Origin of the sequence: Niveibacterium sp. 24ML (genome assembly GCF_026586805.1) — a bacterium.
In the GTDB taxonomy this organism is placed as follows: Bacteria; Pseudomonadota; Gammaproteobacteria; order Burkholderiales; family Rhodocyclaceae; genus Niveibacterium.
The window spans coordinates 90,218-116,482 of sequence record NZ_JAPFHA010000008.1; the positions used below are offsets into that span (position 1 = coordinate 90,218).

At 67.0% G+C, this 26,265-nt stretch carries 24 protein-coding genes; 14 read left to right on the forward strand and 10 right to left on the reverse strand.

Annotated features, from left to right (window positions below):
• Positions 1–47 precede the first annotated feature (47 nt).
• Entirely contained in the window at positions 48–668 is a 621-nt protein-coding gene (locus OPU71_RS09115) for an FMN-binding negative transcriptional regulator (protein WP_267727556.1), read from the reverse strand.
• Between the two features lie 231 nt (positions 669–899).
• Between OPU71_RS09115 and OPU71_RS09120 the strand changes: the two genes are divergently transcribed.
• Entirely contained in the window at positions 900–1,466 is a 567-nt protein-coding gene (locus OPU71_RS09120; protein ID WP_267727559.1) for an NnrU family protein, read from the forward strand.
• Between the two features lie 27 nt (positions 1,467–1,493).
• Here the strand turns inward: OPU71_RS09120 and OPU71_RS09125 are convergent, their stop codons facing one another.
• Entirely contained in the window at positions 1,494–3,116 is a 1,623-nt protein-coding gene (locus OPU71_RS09125) for a methyl-accepting chemotaxis protein (RefSeq protein ID WP_267727562.1), read from the reverse strand.
• A gap of 166 nt (positions 3,117–3,282) precedes the next feature.
• On the opposite strand from OPU71_RS09125, the gene OPU71_RS09130 reads away from it, so the two are divergent.
• The 3 genes from OPU71_RS09130 to OPU71_RS09140 all read left to right on the forward strand — a co-directional run bounded on the left by OPU71_RS09130 (position 3,283) and on the right by OPU71_RS09140 (position 7,454).
• Positions 3,283–3,762, forward strand: coding sequence for a nucleoside 2-deoxyribosyltransferase (locus OPU71_RS09130; RefSeq protein WP_267727564.1), 480 nt, complete (start codon positions 3,283–3,285; stop codon positions 3,760–3,762).
• A gap of 73 nt (positions 3,763–3,835) precedes the next feature.
• Positions 3,836–4,927 (forward strand): AI-2E family transporter YdiK, encoded by a 1,092-nt coding sequence (ydiK, locus tag OPU71_RS09135; RefSeq protein ID WP_267727566.1) that lies wholly within the window; start codon positions 3,836–3,838, stop codon positions 4,925–4,927.
• 133 nt (positions 4,928–5,060) lie between these two features.
• Positions 5,061–7,454 carry a CotH kinase family protein gene (locus OPU71_RS09140; RefSeq protein WP_267727567.1) on the forward strand — a complete coding sequence of 798 codons (2,394 nt, stop codon included), beginning with the start codon at positions 5,061–5,063 and terminating at the stop codon, positions 7,452–7,454.
• 75 nt (positions 7,455–7,529) lie between these two features.
• Here the strand turns inward: OPU71_RS09140 and OPU71_RS09145 are convergent, their stop codons facing one another.
• On the reverse strand, positions 7,530–8,279 hold the full coding sequence (locus OPU71_RS09145) for a ParA family protein (RefSeq protein WP_267727569.1): 750 nt from the start codon (positions 8,277–8,279) through the stop codon (positions 7,530–7,532).
• A gap of 205 nt (positions 8,280–8,484) precedes the next feature.
• Between OPU71_RS09145 and OPU71_RS09150 the strand changes: the two genes are divergently transcribed.
• From OPU71_RS09150 to OPU71_RS09160, 3 genes are all read left to right on the forward strand, one after another.
• Positions 8,485–9,171 (forward strand): DNA alkylation repair protein, encoded by a 687-nt coding sequence (locus tag OPU71_RS09150; protein WP_267727570.1) that lies wholly within the window; start codon positions 8,485–8,487, stop codon positions 9,169–9,171.
• Between the two features lie 20 nt (positions 9,172–9,191).
• Positions 9,192–9,734, forward strand: coding sequence for a M48 family metallopeptidase (locus OPU71_RS09155; RefSeq protein WP_267727571.1), 543 nt, complete (start codon positions 9,192–9,194; stop codon positions 9,732–9,734).
• A 191-nt stretch (positions 9,735–9,925) separates the two neighbouring features.
• The gene (locus tag OPU71_RS09160) at positions 9,926–11,191 is read left to right on the forward strand and encodes a diguanylate cyclase (RefSeq protein ID WP_267727572.1); all 1,266 of its coding nucleotides are present in this window, start codon (positions 9,926–9,928) and stop codon (positions 11,189–11,191) included.
• A gap of 10 nt (positions 11,192–11,201) precedes the next feature.
• Here OPU71_RS09160 and OPU71_RS09165 read toward each other — a convergent pair whose 3' ends face one another.
• Complete coding sequence (locus tag OPU71_RS09165) at positions 11,202–11,627, reverse strand: flagellar basal body-associated FliL family protein (protein ID WP_267727575.1); 426 nt, start codon at positions 11,625–11,627, stop codon at positions 11,202–11,204.
• 223 nt (positions 11,628–11,850) lie between these two features.
• Here OPU71_RS09165 and OPU71_RS09170 point away from each other — a divergent pair, with 223 nt between their 5' ends.
• Complete coding sequence (locus tag OPU71_RS09170) at positions 11,851–13,143, forward strand: DUF3422 family protein (RefSeq protein WP_267727576.1); 1,293 nt, start codon at positions 11,851–11,853, stop codon at positions 13,141–13,143.
• An 11-nt stretch (positions 13,144–13,154) separates the two neighbouring features.
• On the opposite strand, the gene OPU71_RS09175 is transcribed toward OPU71_RS09170, so the two are convergent.
• Positions 13,155–13,886, reverse strand: a complete 732-nt coding sequence (locus OPU71_RS09175) for a substrate-binding periplasmic protein (protein WP_267727577.1) — start codon at positions 13,884–13,886, stop codon at positions 13,155–13,157.
• 125 nt (positions 13,887–14,011) lie between these two features.
• A complete protein-coding gene (locus OPU71_RS09180) occupies positions 14,012–14,506 on the reverse strand; it encodes a hypothetical protein (RefSeq protein ID WP_267727580.1) in 495 nt (164 codons plus the stop codon).
• 154 nt (positions 14,507–14,660) lie between these two features.
• Here OPU71_RS09180 and OPU71_RS09185 point away from each other — a divergent pair, with 154 nt between their 5' ends.
• Positions 14,661–15,779: a poly(3-hydroxybutyrate) depolymerase gene (locus tag OPU71_RS09185; RefSeq protein WP_267727582.1), complete on the forward strand. Its 1,119-nt coding sequence runs from the start codon at positions 14,661–14,663 to the stop codon at positions 15,777–15,779.
• 1 nt (position 15,780) lies between these two features.
• On the opposite strand, the gene OPU71_RS09190 is transcribed toward OPU71_RS09185, so the two are convergent.
• Both OPU71_RS09190 and OPU71_RS09195 read right to left on the reverse strand, forming a co-directional pair.
• Positions 15,781–16,578 (reverse strand): hypothetical protein, encoded by a 798-nt coding sequence (locus tag OPU71_RS09190; RefSeq protein ID WP_267727584.1) that lies wholly within the window; start codon positions 16,576–16,578, stop codon positions 15,781–15,783.
• A 128-nt stretch (positions 16,579–16,706) separates the two neighbouring features.
• The gene (locus OPU71_RS09195) at positions 16,707–18,107 is read right to left on the reverse strand and encodes a YbaY family lipoprotein (protein ID WP_267727586.1); all 1,401 of its coding nucleotides are present in this window, start codon (positions 18,105–18,107) and stop codon (positions 16,707–16,709) included.
• Between the two features lie 190 nt (positions 18,108–18,297).
• Here OPU71_RS09195 and OPU71_RS09200 point away from each other — a divergent pair, with 190 nt between their 5' ends.
• The 3 genes from OPU71_RS09200 (at position 18,298) to OPU71_RS09210 (ending at position 21,384) form a co-directional block, all read left to right on the forward strand.
• Positions 18,298–18,918, forward strand: coding sequence for a DUF4124 domain-containing protein (locus tag OPU71_RS09200; protein ID WP_267727588.1), 621 nt, complete (start codon positions 18,298–18,300; stop codon positions 18,916–18,918).
• 84 nt (positions 18,919–19,002) lie between these two features.
• Entirely contained in the window at positions 19,003–19,266 is a 264-nt protein-coding gene (locus OPU71_RS09205; RefSeq protein ID WP_267727590.1) for a hypothetical protein, read from the forward strand.
• Positions 19,267–19,761: 495 nt separating this feature from the next.
• Complete coding sequence (locus OPU71_RS09210) at positions 19,762–21,384, forward strand: methyl-accepting chemotaxis protein (RefSeq protein ID WP_267727592.1); 1,623 nt, start codon at positions 19,762–19,764, stop codon at positions 21,382–21,384.
• Positions 21,385–21,470: 86 nt separating this feature from the next.
• Here OPU71_RS09210 and OPU71_RS09215 read toward each other — a convergent pair whose 3' ends face one another.
• Complete coding sequence (locus OPU71_RS09215) at positions 21,471–21,611, reverse strand: hypothetical protein (protein WP_267727594.1); 141 nt, start codon at positions 21,609–21,611, stop codon at positions 21,471–21,473.
• 178 nt (positions 21,612–21,789) lie between these two features.
• The gene (locus tag OPU71_RS09220) at positions 21,790–23,487 is read right to left on the reverse strand and encodes an ABC-F family ATP-binding cassette domain-containing protein (RefSeq protein WP_267727596.1); all 1,698 of its coding nucleotides are present in this window, start codon (positions 23,485–23,487) and stop codon (positions 21,790–21,792) included.
• Between the two features lie 297 nt (positions 23,488–23,784).
• Here OPU71_RS09220 and OPU71_RS09225 point away from each other — a divergent pair, with 297 nt between their 5' ends.
• Both OPU71_RS09225 and OPU71_RS09230 read left to right on the forward strand, forming a co-directional pair.
• Complete coding sequence (locus OPU71_RS09225; RefSeq protein ID WP_267727598.1) at positions 23,785–25,518, forward strand: AAA family ATPase; 1,734 nt, start codon at positions 23,785–23,787, stop codon at positions 25,516–25,518.
• Between the two features lie 2 nt (positions 25,519–25,520).
• On the forward strand, positions 25,521–26,264 hold the full coding sequence (locus OPU71_RS09230; protein ID WP_267727600.1) for a general secretion pathway protein GspB: 744 nt from the start codon (positions 25,521–25,523) through the stop codon (positions 26,262–26,264).
• Position 26,265: the final 1 nt, after the last annotated feature.

The window sequence follows — 26,265 nt, forward strand, 5'->3', positions numbered from 1 at the left end:
CATCGCGTTAGCACGCGGCGGCGCGGGATTCAGGGGCGGGCGCGCGATCAGCGGCCGGTGGCGAGCGTATTCATCATCAGGCTGGCGATCGCGTCAGCGTCCGGGTTGTCCTGTTGGCCGAGTGCGCTGATCACCCGCAGCCGATCGGCCGGCGACTTGTTCTGCGAGAGCTTGAACTTGGCCTCGACGCGCTGCATGTCGAGCGCAAAGCAGTGGATGTGGGCCTGCATGCCCGCGCGTTCATCCTGCCGCAGGTGCCGCGTCCCGGTCTCGCCGAGCGGATCGGGGTCGAAGGTATCGATCAGGTGGTCGAGCATCGCCTGCGCGGCTTCGCCTTCGATCACGCGGACCTTGGCGTGAACATGCACCGTCGCGTAGTTCCAGGTCGGCACGCCAGGCTGTTCGTACCAGGTGGGCGATACATACACATGCGGGCCGTGGAACACGGCCGTGACCGCAGCGCCATCGGCCAGCAGGGCGGCGTGCGGGTTGCTGTGCGCCACATGGCCAACGAGGGTGCCCGTCGGGTCGGCTACCAGCGGCAAATGGGTGATGACCGGTTCGCCCTCGGCCACGCTGATCAGCGTGGCGAACGGATGCTGCGCGATCAGTGCGATGATGGCGTCGCGATCCGGTGCGGCGAAATGGTCTGGAACGTAAAGCGTCATGAAGCGCCTTCAAAACAGAAAACCCGCTCGGCCTCGGTGGCGGAACGGGTTCTTTTGAAACGCGTCTCGCTTTAGCTGATTTCGGCCCGGTCGGGGTCGGCGCCCAGCAAGCTGAGGACATCAAAGCGGCGCAGGGGCCCGATTCTGCTTGCCGCCATTGCGCCGTGTCAAGAAAATTGCCTCGTTTGTTCAGATACTTGGCGCCTTGCGCGCCAATCTTCGGAGTTCCTCATGTCGATCATGTTGCTGGGCCTGTCCATGTTCTTCGTCGTGCATGTGCTGGCGTCGATTCCGTCGGTGCGCCGCGCCGCCGTTGCCCGTGCCGGTGAAAACGGCTGGCGGGGCGTCGTCACGATCAACGCCTTCGCCGGGCTCGGGCTGGTGGTGCTGGGCTGGCCCAATACACCCAACCCGCAGCTGTTTGCCCCCAGTGCGGCGGCCATCCGCCTGGCACCGCTGGCAGTCACCCTGGCGTTGGTGCTGTTCGTCGCTGGCGGGTTCAACTTTCCCGGCTACCTGCGCGCGCGCCTGCACCATCCGATGGTCATTGGTGTGCTGATCTGGTCATTGATGCATCTGTTCGCCAACGGCGGCTTGCGGGAAACCGTGCTCTTCGGCTGCTTCGCGGCCTATTCGGCGTTTGTGCTGATCGTGGCCGTCGTCTTCCGCAAGCGGGCCGTGGTGACGCCCGTACTGGGCGCCGACCTCAAGGCGGCGGTAATCGGCCTGATCGCTGCCGGCGCGGTGATGCACGGCCACGCCTGGCTGTTCGGGGTGCCCGCATTGTTGCCGTATTGAGGTTGCGCTGAGGCCCGCCAGCGGGCCTCAGACGCGGAAGCGCGAGGTCACGCTGTCGAGCTCGGCGGCCGTCTGTTCCAGTGCCTGCGCAGTCTGGGCTGCAGAACTCATCTCCGCTGCAGTTTCTTCGACCTGGTGCGCGATGCGATCGACTTGCTGCGCGAGCAGGCTGCTGGCCTGGCTCTGTTCCCGGGTGGATGACGCGACATCGCGCACCAAGGCTTCGGCGGCCTGAGCGCCAGCTGCAATCCGGGTCAGCGTATCGGCCGCCGTCGCCGCCGCTTCGCGCGCCTTGTCGGCCAGCGGCAGCGCATGGTCCATGGTTTGCGCAGCGTCCAGCGTATCGTGCTGGATGCGCTCGACGACATGCGAGATTTCCGAGGTGGCCGTTTCGGTGCGGGCCGCAAGCTTGCGCACTTCATCCGCCACTACCGCGAAACCCCGGCCATGTTCGCCGGCCCGCGCCGCCTCGATCGCAGCGTTGAGCGCGAGCAGATTGGTCTGGCCGGCGATTTCCTTGATCACTTGGGCGATACGCGAGACTTCCTCGGCGTTCTTGGCCAGCGCGCGCACCTGTTCGGCGGCCCCGCCCAAGGTCGACGCCATGCTGCCGATATCGTCCGCAGCCTTCGATACCTGGCCCTTGCCTTCGCTCGCCAGCTCGGCCGCGTCGCTGGCGTGGCGCGCGGTTTCAGCGGCGTTGTCGGAGATGTGATTGATTGAAACCGTCAACTGCTCCATCGACGCGGCCATCGACTGGGTGCTGTCAGTCTGTTCTGCGGCAGCGTCCGCCACGGTCGTCGACGCGGCGTTGATCTCCTTGGCCGCGCTCGTCACGCGCGCTGCGCCGGCGCCAATCTCGCCGATCACGTCATGGAGCTTGCGCACCAGCCGGTCAAGCTCGCCGAGCAGACTGTCGCTGCGCGCGTTATCCAGGCTGACCGTGAGGTCACCATTCGCAACCGCGCGCATCACGGCCACCGCCTTGACCGGCTCGCCGCCGATGTCGCGCAACACCGCCCTTACCACCGCCGTCGCGACGAGGCCGACGAGCATCAGAATCACGACGATCGCCGCCAGCACCTTCATCAGCTCCTGCCGGAACACGACATCGAGGTCATCAACGTAAAGGCCGGTACCGATTACCCAGTCCCAGGGTTCGAAATGCCGCAGGTATTGCAGCTTGGGCACCTGTTCCGTCCCGCCCGGCTTGGCGGTCAGCGTGTCGGTGAAGCCACTCTTGTCGAGTGCGGCGGTCACCATCTTGCGCACGGTGTAGGTGCCGGATTTGTCCTGGCGATCCCAATGGCTCTTGCCTTCGTACTCGGGCCGGATCGGGTGCGCCACGCCCATGGCCTTGGAGTCATAGACGTAGAAGTATTCCTTGCCCTGATAGCGCATCGATTTGAGCGTCTGTTTGGCGAGTGCCTGGGCCTGGTCCTTCTGCAATTCGCCCTTTTCCACCCGCGCCTGCAGACCGGCGACGACGCTGTACGCGATGTCGACGGCCGAAGTCAGTGTGAGCTTGCGGTCTTCGAGCAGCTGCGTGCGCAAATGGGCGATCTGCAGGGTGGCAAGAAACAGCATGCCGAGCAGGGCTACCGCGACGAGCACCAACAGGCGGGTTTTCAGGCTCAGTCTGGCGAACATGGGTGACCTCCACTTTTCCGGCTCATACCCCTGCGGAACGCAATGCCATGCGGGGCAGGGAAGAGTCTGCTTAACGGCTCAAGTAGTGCAGGACTTGAGCGGGAGACGACCCCATCCGTCGCAGACTGCGTTAGAGTGGCGCCCGCCTTTCGTTCCCCGCAGCGCCATGAAGCTCTACCTCGCCGGCCCAGATGTGTTTCGTACCGATGCCCTGCGCTGGGCCGCCGAGGCGCGCGAATGCTGCATGCGCTTCGGCCATGAAGCCCTGGTGCCGCTCGACGGCACCGGGCAGGACGCGGCGGGCATTTACGCCGACAACATCGCCATGATCGATGCGGCCGATGCGGTGCTCGCGAACCTGGCGCCCTTCCGCGGCGCCGAGCCCGATTCGGGTACCTGTTTTGAGGTGGGGTTTGCGATTGCACGCGGCAAGCCGGTGATCGGCTACCTGCCCGATGGTGAAGCCTTGCAGGCGCGTGTTGCGCGGCTGTTCGGGCCGTTGCGGCGCGATGCGCAGGGTTTGCTTGATGCACAGGGCCTGCGCGTCGAGGATTTCGGCCTGCCGGTCAACCTGATGCTGGCGGTGCCCGCACGGATCGTCAGCGGCGATCTGCGCGCAGCGCTCATGGCCTTGCAGGGCCGCTGATCGGTCGCTTCGCTTGGCAGTGTCATGCGCTGCGATCAGAATCGGGGCTCCCACTTCCCTCACGAGCCCGACAATGTCGCCCAAGCAACCTGAAGTCACACGCACCCTGCTGGCGGTGGTGACGATCTCACTGCTGATCCTGACCTCGCTGTGGATCCTGAGCCCCTTCATCGGCGGCCTGATCTGGGCCACGATGGTGGTGGTGGCCACCTGGCCGATCATGAAAGCGCTGCAGGCAAGGCTGTGGGGCAAGCGCAGCCTCGCCACCCTGGTGATGGTGGTCGCGCTCCTGCTGGTCTTGTTCGTGCCGCTGACGATCGGCATCTCCACCGTGGTTGCCCATGCCGGCGCGCTGGCCGATCTGCTGCCCAGGCTCGCCGAAGCCAAGGTGCCTGAACCCCCAAGCTGGGTGGCCAACCTGCCGTTGGTGGGTACGCGCCTGGCGGAGTCCTGGCACACGATCGCGGTGGCCGGTATCACCCCGCTGATCGCCAGCATCAAGCCCTATGCCGGCGAAGCGCTCAAGTGGACGGCGGCCCATGCCGGCTCGCTCGGCATGGTGGGGGTTCAGTTCCTGCTTACCGTAGTGATCGCCGCCATTCTCTACAGCACGGGCGAGGCGGCTGCGCGGGGGGTGCGCGGCTTCGCACGGCGACTGGCCGGCGACCAGGGCGACAAGGTGGTGATCCTCGCCGGTCAGGCGATTCGTGGCGTGGCGCTCGGCATCGTCGTCACCGCGCTGGTGCAGTCAACCCTCGGCGGTCTGGGTTTGTGGATCACCGGCGTGCCGTTTGCCGGCCTGCTCTCGGCGGTGATGTTCATGCTTTGCCTTGCTCAGCTAGGCCCGATCCTCGTGCTCGTGCCGGCAATCGCCTGGCTTTACTGGAGTGGCGACAACACCTGGGGCACCGTGCTGGTTGTGTGGACCGTGATCGTCGGTTCGCTCGACAACATCCTGCGGCCCTGGTTGATCAAGAAAGGCGCCGATCTTCCCTTGCTGCTGATCTTTGCGGGCGTCATCGGTGGCTTGTTCGCATTCGGCCTCGTTGGCCTGTTCATCGGGCCGGTGGTGCTTGCGGTGACCTACACCCTGCTCGATGCATGGATTGGCGATTGCTGGCCGCGCGAGGATGAAGGGCAGAGCAAGCCTTCCCTTGAAAGCTGAGATGCGGCGCTTTGGTTCGCCCGGCGAATGATTCAGGTCATGCCGTGCGAATCTGAACACCTCAGAATGCCGGGCGGTAGTCCCGGCATTTTCTTTGCGCTGTTCTTATCGACCTCATCTTTCCGGACCCGCGATGCGAAATCTCCCCCTCGCCGCCAGCCTGCTGGCAACTCTGGTTCTTGCCGCCTGTGGTGGCGGCAGCAGCAGCACCCCGGCGCCTGAACCCAAACCACCTGTCGTCACCGACTACACCATCGGCGGCCTTGTCAGCGGGCTGCCGCTTGGCAACACGATGGTGCTCACGCTCAACGGCGCCGCGCCGCTCACGGTGAGCGCCGATGGCGCGTTCAGCTTCACGACGCGGCTGGCCGATGCCGCGACGTATCAGGCGCTGGTGATGACCCAGCCCGCCGGCGCAGTGTGCGAAGTGAGCAACGGGGCGGGCACTGTTGCCAAGGCCAATGTCAGCAACTTGCTCGTCAGCTGCCTGGTGCCCCCGCCACCCCCGCCGCCGGCACCGGCCGACTACGCCATCGGCGGCGAACTCACCGGCTTGCCGGCGAGCGAGAAGGTAAGCGTTTCGCTCAATGGCGGGGCGCCGCTGGAACTGGCGGGCAATGCCAAGTTCAGCTTCGCCTCACGTGCCGGCACAGGGGCCGCTTTCGATGTCCGTATCGTGCAGCAACCGGCCAGCGCCTATTGCGCCATCGCGCGTGGGGTCGGGGCGGTGCAGGCGCGCGACGTGGCCGACATTGCCGTGCGCTGCGCCAGCACCGCCAGCGACCCCGGCGCCCCGCTGCTGGACAACAGCAAGTTGCATCGCCTGCGCCTGACGATCACCGCAGACGAGTGGCAGGCCTTTGTGCAGAACACCGAACGCTCGCGCTATGACCAGGATGCACACGGCAATGGCGGCTGGTCCTTGTGGTCGATCAGCGAAGTCTATCGGCGCGGCACGCTCGAGTACCTCGACGCGAACGGCGCATTGATCAAGTCGATGCCGGATGTCGGTTTCCGCATGCGCGGCAACACCAGCCGGCAGTGGCCCGAGGCCTGGACGCAGGACGCCGGCACCGGGCAATGGACCGGCGGCCCGCGACGCTTCCACATCAATCTGAAGTTTGACGAGGACTTCAGCGGCGATGAGAGTGCCTACGCCTGTATCGATGCCAACGGGCCGGCGGCGGTTGATGGTCACCCGTGCTACCGGCGTGTGGCCGATGACATTGCACCGGTGCCGGGCAACAAGGACCGCACCTTCATGGGCATGGAGAGTTTTGCCCTCAAATTCAACAAGGACGACCCGACTTATCTGCGCGAGCCGCTCGCCTACGCCATGCTGAACGATCGCGGCGTGGTGGCCGGGCGTGCCGTTCATGCCTCACTTGAGTTGGTGGTGACCGCAGGCGCCCGCGAAACAACGCTGTTCGGCCGCCCCTTGCCGCAGACCTACCAGATGGGCGTTTTCAGCCTGGTCGAACCGGTCGACAAACTGCTGGTCCAGCGCCGCTTCGGCAAGAACGGCTACCTCTTCAAGGTAGGCGGCGGCGACCTGAGTGCGAACGATCCGGATAGCTGTCTGAGTTTTGAAGCGCGTGGCGGCACGAATGTCAGCGGCAGCTTCTGCCGGATCGGTATCGAGCAGCCCGACCCGGCCAACCGGGTCGAGTGGATTGGTGCCGCGAAGGCGAACGACCCGGCCTGGGTGAACAGCGACATCAACGACAGCAATGGTCAGCGTTCGCAGTTCAAGCCTTACCTGCCGAACTACGATCTGAAGACGAAGAAGTCGAGCCTTGCGGCCGGCCGTACCGAGCTGAAGAAGTTCATCGCACTGGTCAGCGATCCGGCGACCACCGTGGCGCAACTTGAAGCGGTGTTCGATGTCGACGGCTTCATTCGAGCGCAAGCGGTAGACATCGCGATCGGCGCGGTGGATCACTACGTTCGGGTCGCCAACAACTACTACCTGTACCAGCACCCGGACACCAAGAAGTGGAGCTACATCCCCTACGACTATGACTTCGCGTTTCGCGACAACCACATTGCCTCGTGGCCCGAGAATCCGCCCTTCCGCAATGTTGCATCGGCCACCGCCTTAAGCGGCGCGAAGAGCTGGCGTTCAACCCGCATCGACGGCGTGAACCCGCGGCTCTACGACATCGTGTTCGCCAGCGCCGCCAATCAGGCCAAGCTGCTGGCCGAAATTGCCGCCTTGCGCGAGCAATGGTTCGATTGGGCTGGCCGCACCGGCCCGATGATCGAGCAATGGCTTGGGCGCATCGAGCCGGCGATTGCCAGAACAAACGTCGCAGAACCGGATTCGGGCGATACGCAGTACAAGCGCGCCGCCGCCACCGGCGACAGCTACACCTATTCAAGCTGGGTGAACGAGTCGAATCCGCTGGCGACCCAGCGCGGCGGCCCCTACCCGGGCAATGCGCTGGCGCCCAGCATCCAGAGCAATGACACGCTCAAGCGATTCATCGCAACGCGCAACGCGGCACTCGCCGCCGAAGCCAAGTAGGAAGCGCGGGCGAGCTTGCAGAACGGCCCTGAGCCTCGCGGCTCAGGGCCGTTTTCATTGCAGCGCGCGCCGCTTTCAGGCGCCGCCGCGGGAAAGACCCGCACGGGAGAGGAAGCTCGCGCACAAAGGGTTTTCCGGTGCGCTGGCGGCTTGCGATGCCACCGGCCGCAGCAGGCGGGGCGGTGCCGCTTCAAAGGCAAGCACCTCGTCGATCCACGCAGTGAGCAAGGCCCAGTCGTGGCGATAGTTTTCTACCCGTGCCGGCGGGAAGTCGAACAAGGACAAGCCCTGTTCGAGAAACTTGCAGTAGGCCTGCGCGCTGCGGATCGTGCCGAGGTAGTCGATCTCAAGCCCGGCCGCCCAGGCGCTCAGCGCCTCGGCATTGCGCGTGCGAGCGTCGATCCGCATCCCGACGCAGGCGATGCGGCACTTGCCCGTGGCCACGCGTGGCAAGGTCCGCAGCTCGGCAATGCAGTCGGCTGCGGCGGCGCGGTCGAACACAGAGCTGGTGGCGGGCAGCAGGATCGCGTCGGCGTAGAGCGCCACTTTCATCAGCCCCACGCCCTGGAAGCTGCCGGGGGTGTCGAGTACGACATGTTCGGTGCCCAGCGGCGGGCGCGCGAAATTGCGCTCGTCGATGGTCCAGCCGCGGATCGGCGCCCGTTCGGGGCTGCGCAGGCCAAGCCAGAGCCGCGATGACTGCTGCCTGTCGACATCGCCCAGCATCACCGAACACCCGCGTGTGGCCAGGTAGCCGGCAACATGGGTTGCCAAGGTTGATTTGCCCGAGCCGCCCTTGCGGTTCACGACGGCGATCACGCTCATCGCTGCGGCTCCCGGATTACTGATGTGATGCGTTCTGCCATGCCTGCCTGCTGTGTCAGTGCCACGCTCATGCGTAAGTCATTGAGCGCTTATTGAGCTCAGTCTAGCTCAGCAGGCCTGATTTGTTGCAGCCAGACGCCGGCACCGCCGTGCGACCGGCGCCCGCCATGGCAAAGTAGTGGCCCACGCTTGCCACTTATCCACGATGGATACCCGCGATTTCACCCAGCAGGTGCTCGCCGCGCTGCTGCCCTTGGCCTCGGCCGAACGCCGCGTGCCGATGCAGGCCTACATGAAGCATCGCTTTCCCTTCCTCGGGATCGCCACGCCGGCCAGGCGCGCCGCCACGCTGCCGCTGATCCGCGCCTTGCGGCAGCCTTGTGCGGCGGATCTGATCGCCGCGGCAACAGCTTTGTGGGCACTGCCGGAGCGGGAATTCCAGTACGTCGCAGCGGATCTGCTTGCGCGCCATTCGCGACAGATCACGCTGGCCGAGCTGCCGGCCCTGCTCGACTTGGTGCGGGCGCGCGCCTGGTGGGACAGCGTTGACCCGCTCGCCGGTGTGATCGGCGATGTGCTGCAGCGCGCGCGGGTGCGCGACCCCGGTGCCCAGGCAAGCATGGATCGGGCGGTGCAGGACGGCGATTTCTGGGTACGGCGCGTCGCGATGCTGCACCAGCTGGGCTGGCGCGAGGCCACCGATCTGGCGCGCCTGTTCGCCTACGCGGAACGCCTGGCACCCGAGCGCGAGTTCTTCATCCGCAAGGCCATCGGCTGGGCGTTGCGCGATGCGGCGCGGCATCACCCGGCGGCGGTGCAATCCTTCGTGGCGCAGATGGGCGACCGGCTGGCCGCGCTGAGCCGCCGCGAAGCGCTCAAACACCTTGGCTGATTGCGGCACACTGCCATCCCATGCAGCCCCAATCGCCCTTCCGTTACCTCGCCGGCTACCCCGAGCGACTCAGCGCACCGGTGCGCGCCCTCATTGAAGCGGGCCGTCTTGGCGCCGTGCTGCGCGAGCGCTACCCGCAGGCGCATGAAGTGCGCACCGACCGTGCGCTGTACGACTACGTCAGCGCGCTCAAGTCGCGCTACCTGCGCAGCGCGGAACCGCTCAGCAAGGTGGCTTACGACAACCGGCTGCATGTGATCCGCCACGCCTTGGGCACCCACACCACCATCTCGCGGGTGCAGGGCAACAAACTCAAGGCCAAGCGCGAGATCCGCGTGGCCAGCGTCTTCCGCGAGATGCCGCCGGAATTCCTGCGGATGATCGTCGTGCACGAACTGGCCCACCTGAAGGAGCGCGATCACGACAAGGCCTTCTACCAGCTGTGCCAGCACATGGAGCCGGCCTACCACCAGCTGGAGTTCGATCTGCGCGCCAGCCTCGTGCTGTTCGAGGCGACCGGCGAGCGCCCCTGGGCGCCCGCTGCGGTGCCGCCCGTGGCTTAGCAAAAGCTCGGGAAGGTCTGAATAAGTGAGCGAGACGGATGCAGCGCAAGGCGCGGCGCGCGCAGCGACCAAGCCATATCAACGGAATAGGCGCGGGAGCGAGCACGCCGCAACGCAGCGATGCGCCGTCGCAGCCAATTATTCAGGCCTTCCCTAGCCGGCGCCCGCGGGCGGGTCCTACAATCGGCGGCATGCCCGATCCCCAGCCCACCCCCGCAGCGCATATCGAACGCCTCGCCGAAGTCGTGGCGCTGCCGATCGGCCGCTGGGACACGGCTGCGCGCCTGATCTACTGCAATTCGCCCTACGTGCAGTGGGCCGGCCGTTCGCGCGATCAGTTGCTCGGGCGCAGTCTGGCGGAACTGTACGGTGAGGCTGCCTGGAATGCCGCGCGGCCGGCCTTCGAGCACGCCTTTTCGCGCGGTGAAACCAGCAGCTACGAGCGCCTGCTGACCCACCCGCCGCATCCGCCCCGCTGGGCCCGGATGCAGGTGTTTCCCGATATCGAAAATGGCGTGGTGGCCTCGGTGTTCACCATCGCGACCGACATCCACGAAGACGTGCTTGCACGCGAAGCGCTGATTGCCGCGCGGGTGCGGCTGGACCGCTTCACCGAGAACATCCCCAACCCGCTCATCTACCTCGACCGTGACGGCGTGATCCGTTTTGCCAACAAGGCCTACCGCGACGCCTGCGGCAAACCGGCCGAGGCCATCGTCGATCACCACCTGCGCACGGTGCGCGGCGATGCGGTGTGGCAGGAGCACCTGCCCTACCTTGAACGGGCGCTCGCCGGTGAGACGGTGCACTACTCGCGCCTGGTCGATGGCCTCACGCACGGCCCGCGCTGGTTGCGGACCAGCTTCGTGCCCGATTTCGACGATGACGGCGCGGTGCTCGGGCTCTATACCGTGACGATCGATGTGCATGATCTGACGATTGCGCAGGAGCAACTTCGCCGCAGCGTGGAGCGCGACGCGCTGACTGATGTGTTGAGCCGCCGCGCCATGATGGCGCGCATCGACGGCGTGCTGGCCGACGCCCTGCAAGCGCCGGTGGCGCTGTACTTCGTTGACCTCGACGGCTTCAAGTCGGTGAATGACGAGTTCGGCCACGGTGAGGGCGACGAACTGCTGGTGCGCGTGGGCGCCGCCCTGCAGGCCAGCGTGCGGGTCGAAGACGCCGTTGGCCGCTTCGGCGGCGACGAATTCCTGGTGCTCGCCGAGGTCCGCGATGCGGCCGGCGCTGAAGCCCTGGCGCAGCACCTGCTTGCCGCGATCCGCAATGTCACCGCGCTGGCCGGCCGCGTCAGCGCGAGTGTGGGCTACGCCCTCGCCCCGGGTGACGCAACACAGGCAATCAAGCTGCTGCAGTGCGCCGACGAAGCCATGTACGCCGCCAAGCGCCAGGGCAAGAACCGGGTCAAGTCCTTCGCCGGGCTGACGCAGGCGCGCTGAGGGCGCCGAATCAGGGCTGCTGCAGGATGAAGTGGGTGAACAGCACCTGCTTCACGCCGTTCTTGGGCTTGGTCCCGAGGGTTTCATTCACCGATTCGAGGATCTGCTCGGCCAGCGCGTTCTTGCCCTCTGCGGTGCGCAGGCTCTCCGGCGTCTGGCGCGCGATGATGAGGTTGATGTCGTGCTGCAGTTGCGGCTTGTAGGCATCAACCGTCTGGCTCGCGGCCGGGGTGGCCGCCTCCAGCACCACTTGCACCTGCAGCACCGTGCCGCCGCGTCCGGTCTTGCCGATATTCACGACGAACTGCATCGGTGCGGGCCCCGCCGCGGCCGATTTGCCTGCATCGCTTGCCCGCACTGCGGTGGCCGGCACGCCAAGCGTGGCGGCGATCAGCAGCGGGGTCACAAGCGTGCGTCGAAGGAACTGTCCGGACATCTGGCCTCCCGAAGGGTCGCGGCGCGGTTGCTGGGTTGGCGCGATGATACCTGCGCGCCGCATTCGCGCCAGTCAGCCGGGCTGGCGGCATCGCTGTTTTCCCTGAGACGGCCTGCGCAACAAGCGGCAGCCGGGGTGCTTGCTTCGGCAGTCACACGCAGGGCAGCATGGATTTCCCCCGCTCGCCGCTGATTCCGCCGCCCAACCCGCCCGAGTAAACGCCATGACCCAGTTGCTGACGCCGCACCCGATGCGTGAAGTGCTCAACGACGAAGCGCATGCCCGCCCGCCCGCGCCAATCAGTGCGCCGGCCCGCCTCAGTTCCCTCACCCTGTTCTTTGAACGCGACAGCAGCGGCCAGCTCGATGCAGTGGCGCGCCTTGCGCGGCGGATGGGCGCACCGGCGCCGGATACCTCGCGCGCCTACTACACCGGCATCGCGGGTGATCTGATGATCCGCTGGTCGCTGCACACCGAGTTCGTGCGCTACACCTTCATCGAACCGGCCGAAGACGAGCCCGACTTTTCGCGCACCGCGCTCGACCGCATCCCGGCCGACTGGCTGCACAGCCTGCCCGGCCAGTTGCTGGTGGCCTTGCATGCGGTGCTGCTGCGCGATGACCCGGTGGACAATTCCGCGCGCGGCATCTCGGAACGCTGGTTCGCCGGCAACGACCTGATCGGCGCCGAGATCGCCGGCGCGCATGGCTGCGCCTACACCGATCTGCGCCTGCACGCCGATCCGCGCATCGCCAGCGGCTTCTCGCGCTTTGCGGTGGTCGATCGCGGCATGGGCCCGCTGCAAACCGGGCGCATGTTGCAGCGCCTGTTCGAAATCGAGACTTACCGGATGCTCGCCCTGCTCTCGCTGCCCGAAGCCAAGCAGCAGATGCCCCGGCTCGATGCGCTGAGCAACGCCCTGCGCCACATCACCGAGCGGATGGACAAACCCGAGCACGATGCCGGCGAGTTGCTGCACGAGCTGGCCGCGCAGGCCAGTGCGGTGGAAAACCTGGTGGCGCAGAGCCAGTATCGGCTCTCGGCCTCGCGCGCCTACTACAGCCTGGTCGAACGACGCATTGCCGAGCTGCGCGAACGCCGCCTGCCGGGCCTGCAACCCTTCCATGAATTCATGGAGCACCGCCTCGCGCCGGCGATGGAAACCTGCGACACCGTGGTGGGCCGGCAAGACCGCATCACCGCCCGCATCCAGCGCACTACCGCCTTGCTGCGCACACGGGTGGAAGTGCAGCACGAGGAACAGAACCGCGTCCTGCTGGCCAGCATGGATACCCGCGCGGCGATGCAGTTGCGCCTGCAGCAAACGGTGGAAGGGCTCTCGGTGGGCGTGCTGACCTACTACGCCGTCGGGCTGGTGGGCTATGCCAGCAAGGCGCTCAAGGCCGCCGGCGTGCATCTGAATCCCGAAGTGGTGACCGGGCTGGCGATTCCTGTTGCCGCCGTGGCGGTGTGGGCCGGCGTGCGTGTGGCAAGGCGGCACCTGCACCAGCCTTGAGGCGGGCGGCCCTACTGCGGCGGCAGCTTGGCCAGGGCCTGGTTGAAGCGGCGGATCAATGCCTCTGCCCCCGGCTGATTGCGCGGCGCGATCAGGTGCAGGCTCAGTTCCCCCAACGTACCTTTGCCACGCCGCAGGGTGTCCGGCGCCAGCTGGGCTTCGCGCAGCGCGGCACTCAGCAGTTCCGGCGTGGCCACCACGAGGTCCGCGCGCCCCAGCAGCACCATGCGGATGCAGGCGCTCAGGCGTTCGGGCCGTTCCGGCGCAATGCGTTTTCCCTGGATCAGCGCCTCGATCTGTGGCGGGCCCGCCCAGGCATGCGGCAGGCACAGCGTGCCGCGCCACAGCGCGTCGACGCCTTCGTCCACCCGCGAGTCGTCCGGCCGGCCGAAGAGGAAGTGCGGCAGCCGGTGAATCGGGTCGGAATACAGGAAATCGCGCTCGCGCTCTGGCGTGCGGGTGTAGGGAAAGGTTGCCGCATATTCGCCGGCCAGCGTCAGGCGGTAGCCGCGTGCCCAAGGTAACCAGTCGATACGCGGCGCCATGCCGATCTGCTTGAAGGCTTCGCGCACCCGCTGGGTCGCGGTGCCGCCGCCGGGCGCGGATTCTTCCGCGTAGGGCGCGTAGCCATTGCCGCTGACCAGCGCCAGTTCGGCGGCCCACACCTGCCCCGCAAGCGCGACGATCAGCAGCGCAGTGCAGCGCCTGATCAGGCCAGCGAAGCGTTCAAGGAAAAGGGCCACACGCAGGTTCCCGGAGCTTTTCGCAATCTTACTCACTTGGCCCCGCTTTGGCCTTGCCGCGGGGCCGCTGCCGCCGGGCGAGGCAGGGCGCCCGGCGCACTGACGCGGCGGCGCGCCCGTGGTTTTCAGCCGCGCGAGCGCGGGCGTCCGCCGGGGCCGCGACTGGCCGCAGGCGGGCGACGCGGTGCGCCGGCCTGCTCGCGCTTGAGCTCGGCTTTTTCGGTCTTGGTCAGCGGTGGCAAGCTCGCTTCGTAGGCGCTGATGGCTGCGCCCAGCGCGTCGGCGGCAAGCTGGATCACCGGATGCTTGCCGGCGGGCGCCTCGAACTCGGCGAGGCGCTCCTTCACGCGGAACACCCGCTCTTCGTGCTCATAGTTCTTGCGGCCCAGCGCCAGCACCGTCTGCGCCGCTTCGGTAAGCGTGTAGCCGCCATCCTGCTCGATCATCAGGCCGTTGGCCGACAGGCGGGTGAAGGCGTCGTGCAGCTTCACCTTGGGCGGCAGGCGCTTGTCGGTGAGCGAGAGCGCGGTGATCAGTTCGTCGAGCGTGGCGGGTTTGCGTTTGGAAGCAAGGGCCACGGCGAGCAGCAGCAGGACGTCGGTGTCGTGAATCGGATTCATTGCAGGCCTTTCAAAACTCAAGGGTAATCGATTCGGGGCCGGCGGCGGGCCTGGCGCGCACTTTTGCCGCATGGCGATTGAGTTCTGCGCCTCACGGACTAAGCTGGATAGTGCATTGCAGCATTTCGCCACTCGAACGAAAGGATGGCTCGCCATGCGTATTCAAAGACACCCCGTCATCATCGGCCTGGCCTTGTTGCTGCTGGCCTTGCCGCAGCGCGCCATGGCGGCCGATACCCTGGCTGCGCTGCCCGCGCTGAATATCGACATCCGCGAGACCTCGGTGTCCGGCATTTCCTCGGGCGGTTTCATGGCGGTGCAGCTTCAGGTGGCGCACTCGTCGATCATCAAGGGCGCCGGCGTGGTGGCGGCGGGGCCGTACTACTGCTCTCAGGGCAGTGCGATCACGGCAACGACCGCGTGCTCCTGCACGCTCGACCCGACCCATTCGCTCTGCAGTGTTTCGCCCGACAGCGCAAAAGTGCCGGCTCTGGTGGCGGCCACGCGCAAGTTCGCCGCGAACAAGTGGATCGACGATCCGGCCGGCGTGGCGCAGCACCGTGTGCTCAGTCTGGCCGGCGGCAAGGACCGGACCGTACCGGCGCCGGTGGTGGCGCAGTTGGGTGCCTACTACGCAGCGCTCGGCATGCCGGCGGACCAGCTCAGCGCGGTCGGGCTCGCCGATGCCGGCCACACCATGCCCACCACCGACTACGGCGCGGCCTGTGCGATCACCCAGGAGCCCTACCTCAACCGCTGCAACTACGATGCCGCCAAGGCGATCCTTACCTGGATCTACGGGCCGCTCGCCGCGCCCGCGCCTGCGCAGAAACCGGGCAAGCTGATCAAGTTCAACCAGCGCGCCTACATTCCGGCAAGCAGCCGCTACAGTTGGGCCAACGGGCTCGACAGCACAGCCTGGCTCTACCTGCCCGAGCGCTGCGCCAAGGGTGAGGCCTGCCGCCTGCACATTGCGCTGCACGGCTGCCGCCAGGGGCAGACCTATCTGCCGCTGCACGGCTTGCCCGGCGGCGGCACTTACTACGGCACCACCTTCGTCGAGCACGCCGGCTACAACCGCTGGGCCGACGCCAACGGCATCGCCGTGCTCTACCCGCAGGCGGTTTCGGTGCCCTTCAAGAACCCGAACGGCTGCTGGGACTGGTGGGGCTACAGCGGCGAGCACTTCGCCGACAAGCAAGGGGTGCAGATCGCAACCCTGCGCGCGATGGTCGACCGCCTCGCGAGTGGCCGCAAGCTCACGCCGCCCTGAGTCAGCAACCGCGGCCGTCTGAATTGCGGGTGAAGCCCATGCCGCCGCCGCTCCCGTAGGACGGGACGATGCAGATCAGGATCGCCATCGACTTGGCCGAGCGCACGATGTCAGGCGGGAAGGGGGAGTAAGGCGCCGCGCGCTCGACCAGACGCTTGATGAAGGCGATCTGGTCGAACTGGTCGCCCGCGTTGAGGATCTCGAAACTGCGGATCGTGCCGTTGGGGTTGAGCCGCAACTGCACTGCGGCCTTCTTGTAGCCGGCCTGGCGCGGCTGCCGCTCGACATGCTGGGCGCTGTAGTTGAGCTTCGTGACCAGCGAATCGAGGTACATCTCAAGGCTGAAGGGGTCGATGTCCGGGCTGTCGGGAATGCGCTCAACCGACACCGCATCGTCGTCCTGCGCCTCGGCCGCGGTCTCGCGCCCGATCTGCCGCGCCATCGCCAGCGAGCGTTGCGCCAGGCTGGGCTGGGCGCGTTGTTCCTTGTCGATCGAGCTGAGGAACTCGTCCATTTCCCGCTTCTGGGCTTCCGTGAACTTGGGCGGCTGCACCACCGACGCCGGTGCCGTGCCGGCATCGCGGGTGAGCACCCGGCGCCGACGTTCCACCGGCTTGTCGGCGGCCGGCGGGGTCTGTGCCACTTGCTCGACCGGCTCGGGCGCGGGCAAGGGCTGCGGTTTCGGCGCAAGGCGGGTACTGAGGCGGCCCGGCGGCGCTTTCTGCGGCTTTTCCGCCATCGGAATCATCAGCACCGCGGCGTGAACCAGCAGAGAAACGGCAAAAGCGATGCGAAGCAAGCGCTGGGCTCGCTGTTGAGGTGACACGGGCATCGCGGGAGTCTAACCCGGCGCCCGGCAAATCCGAATCCGCTGCAATCTGCTGTTACGCAGCCGCGCGGGGCTCGCACCCGGCGCGGCTGCAGTGTTCAGCGCAGCGCCACCGCGCGCAGGCGGGCCAGCGGCTTGCCATCGGCGTCCAGCAGGCTCAGTTGCTGGCCCTCGATGCGCCAGGCGGTGACCTTGTTGAGCGCGGCCATGAAGCGGAGCTCCTGCTCCATGCCGCCGGCGCAGGCCATCATGGTGCTGGCGAGCTTGTCGAAACGCAGCGTATTGCCCTTCACCACATAGCCACCCATCAGGCGGTTGCAGCCGCCGCTGCCTGCCACCCGCGATGGCTCGCCATGCATTACCAGATGCGCCTCACGTTGCTTGTCGGCGACCTGGACCGGCGTGTCGCCGAGCAGTTCGAGCTTCCAGTAGGTGTCCTTGAGGGTTGCCGGCGCAGCCGGGTCGGGCGCGGCGGCACAACGGCCGGGCATGAGCTCGATGAAGCGATCCACCACCACGGTGCTGCGCGTGCCGCTGCCTTCCATCGGCGCGCGCTCGGCGATGCGACCTTCGATGCTCACCAGATAGGCCGTGCCGGGTTCGCGCCGGGCGGCGCTGTAGGCGCGTTCGAGCGCCGCGTTGTCGCCCTCGGTCGCCACCGGCAGGGTCTGTCCGGTGCTGCAAAGCTCGATCACGCCGGCATCGGCAAGGTAGCGGTACATGCCGGTCAGCACCAGGCGGGGTTCGAACGGGGTGTAGGCGGGCAGGCGCTTGAGCGTGTAGTTGAGGGTCGAGGCGATCGGTTTGCCCTGCCGATCGAGCTTGGTCAGCGCGCCATCGGCGGTCAGCGTGAACAGTTCGACATCGCTGCTCCCGCTGTTCAGACGCAGCACCGCGGGCTTGCCGCGGTAGGTCCATTTGCCGATCTGATCGAAGGGCTTGGCATCGGCCTTGCCCAGATACTCGATGCGCAAGCGGTAGCTCTGGTCGGCCAGCAGATCGAGGTGCCACCGGGTGCCTTCGCAGTCGGCGCAGGGCAGCGTGCCTTCGAAGGAGGCCGGCAGGCCCGCGATCCCCGCGGCAGGCTTTGGCACTGCGCCGCCGCCAACCTTGCGCAGCAGCAGTTCGAGCGGCGTGGCGGGTTTGCCGTCCAGAACCGGGTAATGCCGGTCGGTGGTGAACAGCAGCTTGCCCTCGTGGCGCACGGTGGCGCGCACGGTGTAGCGGTGCCCGGGCACCACGGCGGCCTCGTCGTAGTCGATCGAAAAGCGGAAGGGCGGTGCGCCGGCCGGGTCGATTTTCGCGCGCCCCAGCACGGTGGACGGCGCGTCGGCGCGTGAGACATCTTCGAGCGTTGCCTCGAACACGGCGCCCGGCGGCAAGGCAATCCGCTCACGGTAGCTGGCGCTGCCGCTCAGGGTGGCCGCGCCGGCAAGGCTGCAGAAGGCCAGTGCCGCCGCGGTCACAAGGGCCTGGCTGACGCGATGGATTCGACTCATGAACTGCGCTCCTTCGACATTCCGAAGGCGCCGACTATCGCATGCCGGCGCGCGGGCGACCATGTCATTTCGCGCCAGCCTGTCGTCCCGCGGTGCCGTGGCGCCGGTGTCATCTTTCTTCAGGGACGCCGCGTTCTTGGGGCATTCGGGCGCGCCGCGCCTTCACGAAGACCCGCCAACGAGGTGCCCCATGCCGCACGCACACCCCTTCCGCACCGCACTGATTGCGGCCAGCGCCCTGCTGCTGGGGGCGCCGGCTTCGGCCGCCGTCTACAAATGCGCTGACGCGCAGGGCAAGCTCACCTACTCCGGTACGCCCTGCAGCGGCCCGGAACAGCGCGAGCAAGCCTTGAAGCTGGCCCCGCCGACCCGCGGCGCCAGTCTGGCCAAGCAGGATGCAGGGACCGCCGGCGACGAGGGGGGGCGTGCCGCTGCCGGGCCCCAGGCCGAGAAGTACTGCCCAAGCGAGCGCGACATCGCCAACCTGGAAACCCAGGCAAGCAGCAACGGGCTCGATGACAAGGCGCGCGCCTTCATGCTTGACGAGGTGCGTCGCGCGCGATCCTGCCCGCGCGAAGACACCCGCTACACACGGGAAGACTGGGCGCGCATCCAGAACAGCATTCGCGACCAGAACCGTTCGCTTGAACGCGATCGACAGGCGGCGCGTGAGGATGTGTTGCGGATCCATTCCGTTGCGGGCTCACCCGAGGAACGTGATCGCATCGAGGCAGAGAAGCAGCGCGAAGCGCTGCGCGAGGCGGCTGCCATACGGCAGACCGACACGCTACGGCCGGCCCCGGCCCATTGAGTCACATGACTGTTACAAAACCGAAACATGGCTTTGTCACTATCCGCGTTCACGTTGAAACCCCATCCGAACCGGAGTACTGCCATGCGTATCACCTTTGCTGCCCTGCTGACCCTGACGCTTGCCGCCTGCGCGACGACGCCCGAACCGGCCCCCGCCGCAAAACCGGCACCGGCACCAGCCCCTGCAGCCAAGCCGGCCGAAGCGCCCAAGCCCGCGCCGCAGTGCTACAACGGAGACACCAGTGCCTTCGTCGCGGTTGGCACCAAGGCGGAAGTCGCCGGGGTCAAGGTTGAGTGCAAGCTGGCCGGCGACGGCAAGAGCGCCGTCTGGCAGGGCGCGAAGTAAGCCGCACCGCCGGCAGGGTGCCGCGGCACCTGCCGGCGCCCTGGCCCTGACACCCACCTGCGCGGTGGACGCAAGACAGCCCCGTTGCGGGGCTGTTTGCATTTGCGCCAACCTGGGTGAAGCGCACCCAGCTCATGGATTGCGGCTTGAGCCGGATCAGCCCCGCTTGGGCGTCGAAGCTCGCCGCGCTGTAAGCCTTCCTGCCGGGTCGTTCGAGCGTGAGTTCGCGCGCGTGCGTCTGCGTGTGGATCAGCGGCACCGTCGTCTCTTTGCCACCACGCGTTGCAGCGCCCGCGCGTGAGGCGCTGGCGGCCGATTCGTCCTGAAACCGGCGGCAGCCACCTCTTGCAGTCGTTCGCGCATGCCCTTCTTCCGATCGGCCAGCGCACCTGCGTGATCGTTGCCGGAGATCGCGCATCCAGCCAGGTGCCTTCAGTTTCATCGCCACCCTGCCGTTACAACACGCCTCAGGCTCGAACTCGAGGGGGTGCGGCGATGCTGGCGAACACGAAACTCAAGACGCGGATGGTGGTGCTTGGGGTGGCTGCCCTGCTGGGCATGTTCGCGATCGGCATGTGGGGGGCGATGGCGCAGCGCAGCAGCGGCTTCGAACAGCGCCAGGCGCTGATCCAGGCGGTGGTGGAATCGGCCCAAGGCACGATCGCCCACCATGTGCAGCTCGAAAAGGACGGCAAGCTCGATCGTGCAGCCGCGCAGGCGGCGGCACGCGAAGCGCTGCGCAAGGTGCGCTTCCGCGAGAAGGAATACTTCTTCATCTACAGCTTTGATGGCAAGAACGTGCTTCTGCCGCCGCGCCCGGAGTGGGAAGGCACGCCGCGCATTGATGAGGTGGACAAGAAGGGTTACCGCTTCATCGAAGCCATCACCAAGGCCGCGCAGGGCAAGGGCGGCTTCGTTGACTACTACTTCCCGCGCGCCGGTGGTACCGAGCCGCTGCGCAAGATTTCATATGTGCTGGGTGTGCCTGAATGGGGCTGGGCGATCGGCACCGGCCTGTATGTGGACGACATCGAAAGTGCCTTCCGTACCGATCTGGCGGTCAACCTGGGCGTGGTGCTGGTGCTGGCCGCCATCGTCTTTGCGCTGATTGCCTTCATTGCCCGTTCGGTCCTGCAGCAGATCGGCGGTGAACCGGCTGATGCCGTGGGCGCCATGCGCAAGGTGGCAGCGGGCGATCTGCGGGTGCAGCTTTCGGGCAGCGCGGCGGGCAGCCTGCTCAGCGAACTGGGCGGCCTGATCGCGCGGCTGCGTGAAACGATTGCCGTGCTGGCGGCGGATGCCGAGCGCCTGGGGGCGGCATCCCACCAGATCAGCACGACATCCAATGCCGTAGCCGCGTCGGCGCATCAGCAGTCGGATTCGACGCAGGCCATGGCGGCGGCGATGGAAGAGCTGACGGTGAGCGTGGGCCATATCTCCGATACTGCGCTGGAAACCGAGCACCATGCCAACGACGCCGCTGCGCAGGCGCGGCAGGGGCAGGGCGAGGTCGAGGCGGCGACTGACGAAATGCAGCAGCTCTCGAACACGGTTGCCGATGCCGTCAAGCGCATTGCAAGCCTGAGCACGCGGGCCGACGAGGTGGGCACGGTGGCGGCCTCGATCAACGACATCGCGTCGCAAACCAATCTGCTCGCCCTCAATGCGGCGATCGAGGCAGCGCGTGCGGGCGAACAGGGGCGCGGCTTCGCGGTGGTGGCGGATGAAGTGCGCAAGCTTGCCGAACGCACCGCCCATGCAACGGTTGAGATCAAGCGCATGGTCGAAGCCATCCAGACCGAAACCCACGGCGCGGTCGAGGTGATGACGACCGCCTCGGATCAGGCGGTGCAGGGCGTTGCCGCCGTCGGGCGCTCGGCCACGCTGCTGCGTTCGATTGTTGGCGATGCGGAGCAGGCGAGCGGCCGGATCGCCGAAGTGGCCGTCGCCACGCGCGAACAGAGCAACGTCAGCACCGTGCTGGCCGGGCAGGTCGAGCAGGTGGCGCGGATGGTCGAATCAACCAGTGTCGGCATGGCCGAAACCGCGCAAGCCACGCTTGAACTGGAGCGCATTGCGGCCCAGCTCAATACCGTGGTGTCGCGTTTTGAAACCTGATTGAACGGCTCGGGCCGGCCTGCGCCGGACACCGCGCCAAGCGCTTCCCCCCGCCGGGGCGCAGGGGAAGCCCGGATCAGTGGGCCTCAGTGATCCTTGGAGCCGGGCACGATGAACGGCGCCGGCGCAAAACGAAGATCCTTCTTCAGCTGCTTGGCAGCGCGCTTTTCCTTGGGGTTGAGCAGCGGCTGTTTCTTCTGTTCCTTGTTGCTTTTCTGTGCCTTCATGGTGCAGCTCCTTGATCGTCGGGTTGGGACTAGCGACTGAGCTGGATCGGCAGCGGCAAGAGCGTCGGGGCGTGAGCGTCAGAGGTGATTTCAGTATAGGCGCATGCCGGGGCCGCGCCTGTTGTGGGCAAACAATCTTTGCAGGCAGGGCCGTGCGTTGCGCAGGGCCCTTGCCGGCTCAAGGCCGTGGCGTTGCCGCAGCACTCCGCTTGGCCGACGCCGCGGCGGCTTCGCGCACCCGGCGCGCTTCATCAAGCAGGAACTGCTGGTAGTCGTCCAGGTCGCCATCGAAGGGCTCCACGCCGCCCTTGGTGACCAGCCAGAACTCGTCGCACACCGCGCGCAACAGGGCGCGGTCGTGGCTCACCAGCATCACGGTGCCTTCGAATTCGTTGAGCGCTACGCCCAGCGCCTCGCGGGTGGCGAGGTCGAGGTGGTTGGTCGGCTCATCGAGCAGCAACAGGTTCGGGCGCTGCCACACGATCATGCACAGCACCAGCCGCGCCTTCTCGCCCCCGCTCATCGTGCCGACGGCCTGATGCACCATGTCGCCACTGAAGTTGAAGGTGCCCAGGAAGGTACGCAGCGATTGCTCGGTGCCGCTCTGGCCCGGCCCGCGCAGGTGCACCGGGGTGTCCTTGGCGAGGCGGGTCATGTGCAGCAGCGGTGAAGCGGCCGGATCCAGCACGTCCAGTTCCTGCTGTGCGAAGTAGCCGATGTTCAGGCCCTTGCCTTCGCTGATCTCGCCGGCGATCGGCGTGAGCGCGTGCGCCACGGTTTTCACCAGCGTCGACTTGCCCTGCCCGTTTGCACCGAGGATGCCTATGCGCTGCCCGGCGAGGACGGATCGGTTGATGTTGCGCACGATCACCGTTGGCGGCGTGCCGGCGGGCGCGTCTTCCGGTGGTGGGTAGCCGAAGCTCGCATCGAGCATCGACAGCATCGGGTTGGGGACGTTGAGCGGCTCCTTGAACTCGAAGTTGAACTCGGCGTCGGCCAGCACCGGCGCGATCTTCTCCATCCGTTCGAGCGCCTTGACCCGGCTTTGCGCCTGCTTGGCCTTGCTGGCCTTGGCCTTGAAGCGGTCGATGAACTTCTGCAGGTGCGCGATCTTGTCGGCCTGCTTGGCCATCGCGGCCTGTTGCAGCACCAGCTGTTCGGCGCGCATGTCCTCGAACTTGCTGTAGTTGCCGCCGTAGCGGATCAGCTTCGCGTTATCAACGTGCACCGTCACCTGCGTTACCGCGTCGAGGAACTCGCGGTCGTGGCTGATCACCACCATCGTGCCGGTGTAGCGCTTGAGCCAGGCTTCCAGCCACACGAGTGCGTCGAGGTCGAGGTGGTTGGTCGGTTCGTCGAGCAGCAGCAGGTCTGAGGGGCACATCAGTGCGCGCGCCAGCTGCAGGCGCATCCGCCAGCCGCCTGAAAAACTGTTGACCGGGTTGTTCAGTTCGGCGGCGGAAAAGCCCAGGCCGAGGATCAGCGCCTGCGCACGCGCGGCGGCATCGTGCGCGCCCGCGTCGTGCAGATCCATGTAGGCGTGCGCCATGCGCATGCCATCGTCGCTCGCCTCGGCGGCGGCCACTTCGGCCTGCGCGGCGAGCAGCACGGTATCGCCTTCGATCACGAAGTCGGTCGCGCTCTGCTCGGTTTCGGGCATGTCCTGCGCCACCTGCGCCATCTTCCACTGCGCGGGAATCGAGAACTCGCCACTGTCTTCATGGATGCTGCCGTTGAGCAGCGCGAAGAACGAGGACTTGCCGGCCCCGTTGCGGCCCACGAGACCGACCTTCTCGCCCGGCGTGAAGGTGATCGACGCGCTGTCGAGCACGACCTTGATGCCGCGACGCAGCGTTACATTCTTTACGAAAATCATGGGGATGCACTTCGAAGAGGAGCGGCATCATAGCGGCCCCAGCCCCCGCGGCCCAGCATTTCCGCCAGCGGTGTGGCGCAGGGGCCAGGGCGCAGCCGCAAGGCTGGCGCAAAGGGCCACGCCGCAGCGGCCGTGCTTGCGCGAATCGGGCGGGCTGCCCGCAGACCGGATCACAAGGCAGGCTACACTTCAGGCTCGATCAATTCAGGCATCCCTTGTCATGTTGGCCATCAGCCATGTTCGCAGCACGCCTCTGCCGCCCGCTGCGCAACCTGTCCGCAGCGCGGGGCGAGCAGCGTGAGCGGAGCACCTGCCCTGGCGCCCTTGGCCGAGGCAGAGGCTGAGGCCGCGACCGACGGCCTGCCGCTCTACGCGCGCTACTTTGGCCTCAAGCGCGCGCCTTTCTCGATCGCCCCGGATCCGCGCTACCTGTACATGAGCGATCGCCACCGCGAGGCGCTCGCCCATCTGCTCTACGGGCTGAAGGGCGGCGGCGGCTTCGTGCTGCTGACCGGCGAAGTGGGCGCCGGCAAGACCACGATCTGCCGCTGCATGCTTGACCAGGTGCCGCCGCGCTGCAACGTGGCGTACATCTTCAACCCCAAGCTCACCGTCGCAGAACTGCTGCAGACGGTGTGCGACGAGTTCCACATTCCGCGCGCGCTGACCGGCCCGACGATCAAGGATCATGTCGATGCGCTCAACCTCTACCTGCTGCGCACGCACGCGGTCGGGCAAACCAATGTGCTGGTGATCGACGAGGCGCAGAACCTCTCGCCCGATGTGCTGGAACAACTGCGCCTGCTGACCAATCTTGAAACCAACGAGCGCAAGCTGTTGCAGATCGTGCTGGTCGGCCAGCCCGAGCTGCGCAGCATGCTCGCGGCGCCGGGGCTGGAGCAGTTGGCGCAACGGGTGATCGCGCGCTACCACCTCAAGGCGCTATCCGCCACCGATGTGCGGCAGTACATCCGCCATCGCCTCAAGGTGGCCGGCCTGCGCGGGCCGCTGCCGTTTGATCGCGAGGCCCTGCGGCGGGTGATGTTCCATTCGCGTGGTGTGGCGCGCCGCATCAACCTGCTGTGCGACCGGGCCATGCTGGGTGCTTACGCCGAAGGCAAACCCCACATCAGCCAGCGCATTGTCGACAAGGCGGCGATTGAGGCGCTGGACGCCGCCGCACCGCAGCGCAAACCGCGCTGGCGCCCTTGGGCCGCGGGTATCGGCATCGTGCTGGCCCTTGGTGCTGCGGTATGGGCGGGATGGTCTGCGCGTGATGCGCAACGCAAGCCGCCGGAAGCGGCCAGCGCCAAGCCGCTCGCCCCCTCGCCGGCGCTCAGGCCCGCACCGCCACGGCCGGAGCAGGCGGCTATCGTAAAGCCGGCCTCGGATATCCGGCCGGTATCGGTGTGGTTGCGCGCCGAGGATTTGCAAGCCCGCTTCGGCACTGATCCGGACGAGGCCACCGCGTGGCGGCAACTGGGGGCGGTCTGGGGCCTCGTGCTGAGCGATGCCGAGCCCTGCCGGGCCGCCTTGCGTGCCGGCTTGCACTGCTTTCGCGATACCGCGAGCAATCTGAGCATGATCCGGCAGCTTGGCCGCCCGGGCCTGCTGACCCTGCACGACGGCCAGGGCAACAGCACGCGCGCGATGCTGATCGGGCTCAGCAGCCAGACAGCAACGCTGCGTGCCTTTAACGGTGGCGAGCACACGGTCGCGCTGGCCTCGCTGGCGCCCCTCTGGCGTGGCGAGTTCGCCACCCTGTGGCGCGCGCCACCCGGCTTCAAGCCCGGCGCCTTCGATGTTGAACCCGGCCCGGCCGCCGACGACGTGGCGGCGCGGCTGACCCTGCTGGCGCAACAGGCGCCACAATTGGCCGGGCAACCGCAGGACAGCAGCCTGCGCAACGCGATTGCGGCCTTCCAGCTGGTGCAGGGGCTCAAGCCCGATGGCAAGGCTGGCCCGGTCACCCTGATGCACCTGAACCCGCTCACCGGCGTTGCCGAACCGCGCCTCAAGCTCGAACGCTGACCATGTCCTACATTCTTGACGCCTTGCGACGTGCCGAAAGCGAACGGGTCAAAGACCAGACGCCAAACCTGCACGACATGACGCTCGCCCCGCCCGAGCCCGAAGCCTTCGATGCACCGGCCAACCGTGCGCTGATCTGGTCTGCGGCAGCTGCTGTGGTGGTGGTGGCGGGGGCGGCGGTCGCTTGGCTCCTGCTACGTAACCCGGCACCACCCGGGGCTCAGGCGCCGATGGCGGCACGAGCGCCGGGCCCGGTGGCGCCCAACGCCCCCGCGCCGCTGCCGGCTGAGGCGGCGCCGGTCGCCGTGGCACCGCCTGTCGCCGAGGCGCCGCCGGTGCTTGCTCCGCCAGAGGTCGCACCACCCGTGCTCGCACCGATCGCGCCGGCGCCGCTTGCTCAGGCCGGCACCGCGCCACGGATCATCGTGCCGCCGCAGATCGTACCGCCGCCCAAGCCCGCCAGCCGGAAACCTGCGGCGCCCACGGCTCCGCCCGCCGAGCCTGCCGACGAGCGCGCTGCGCCAACGCTGAACCAGTTGCCGGCCGACATCCGCAGCGCCTTGCCGCCGATGCGCTTCGAGGGAACGGTGTATTCGGACAATCCCGCCGACCGCATGCTGATGGTCAATGGCCAGCTGCTGCACGAAGGCGAAAAGCTGGCCGGAGAAGTGCTGGTCGAGCGTATCAAGCCGCGCAGCGCCGTGCTGCAGTTCCGCGGCCAGCGTTTCGAGTTCTTCAAGCAGTAGC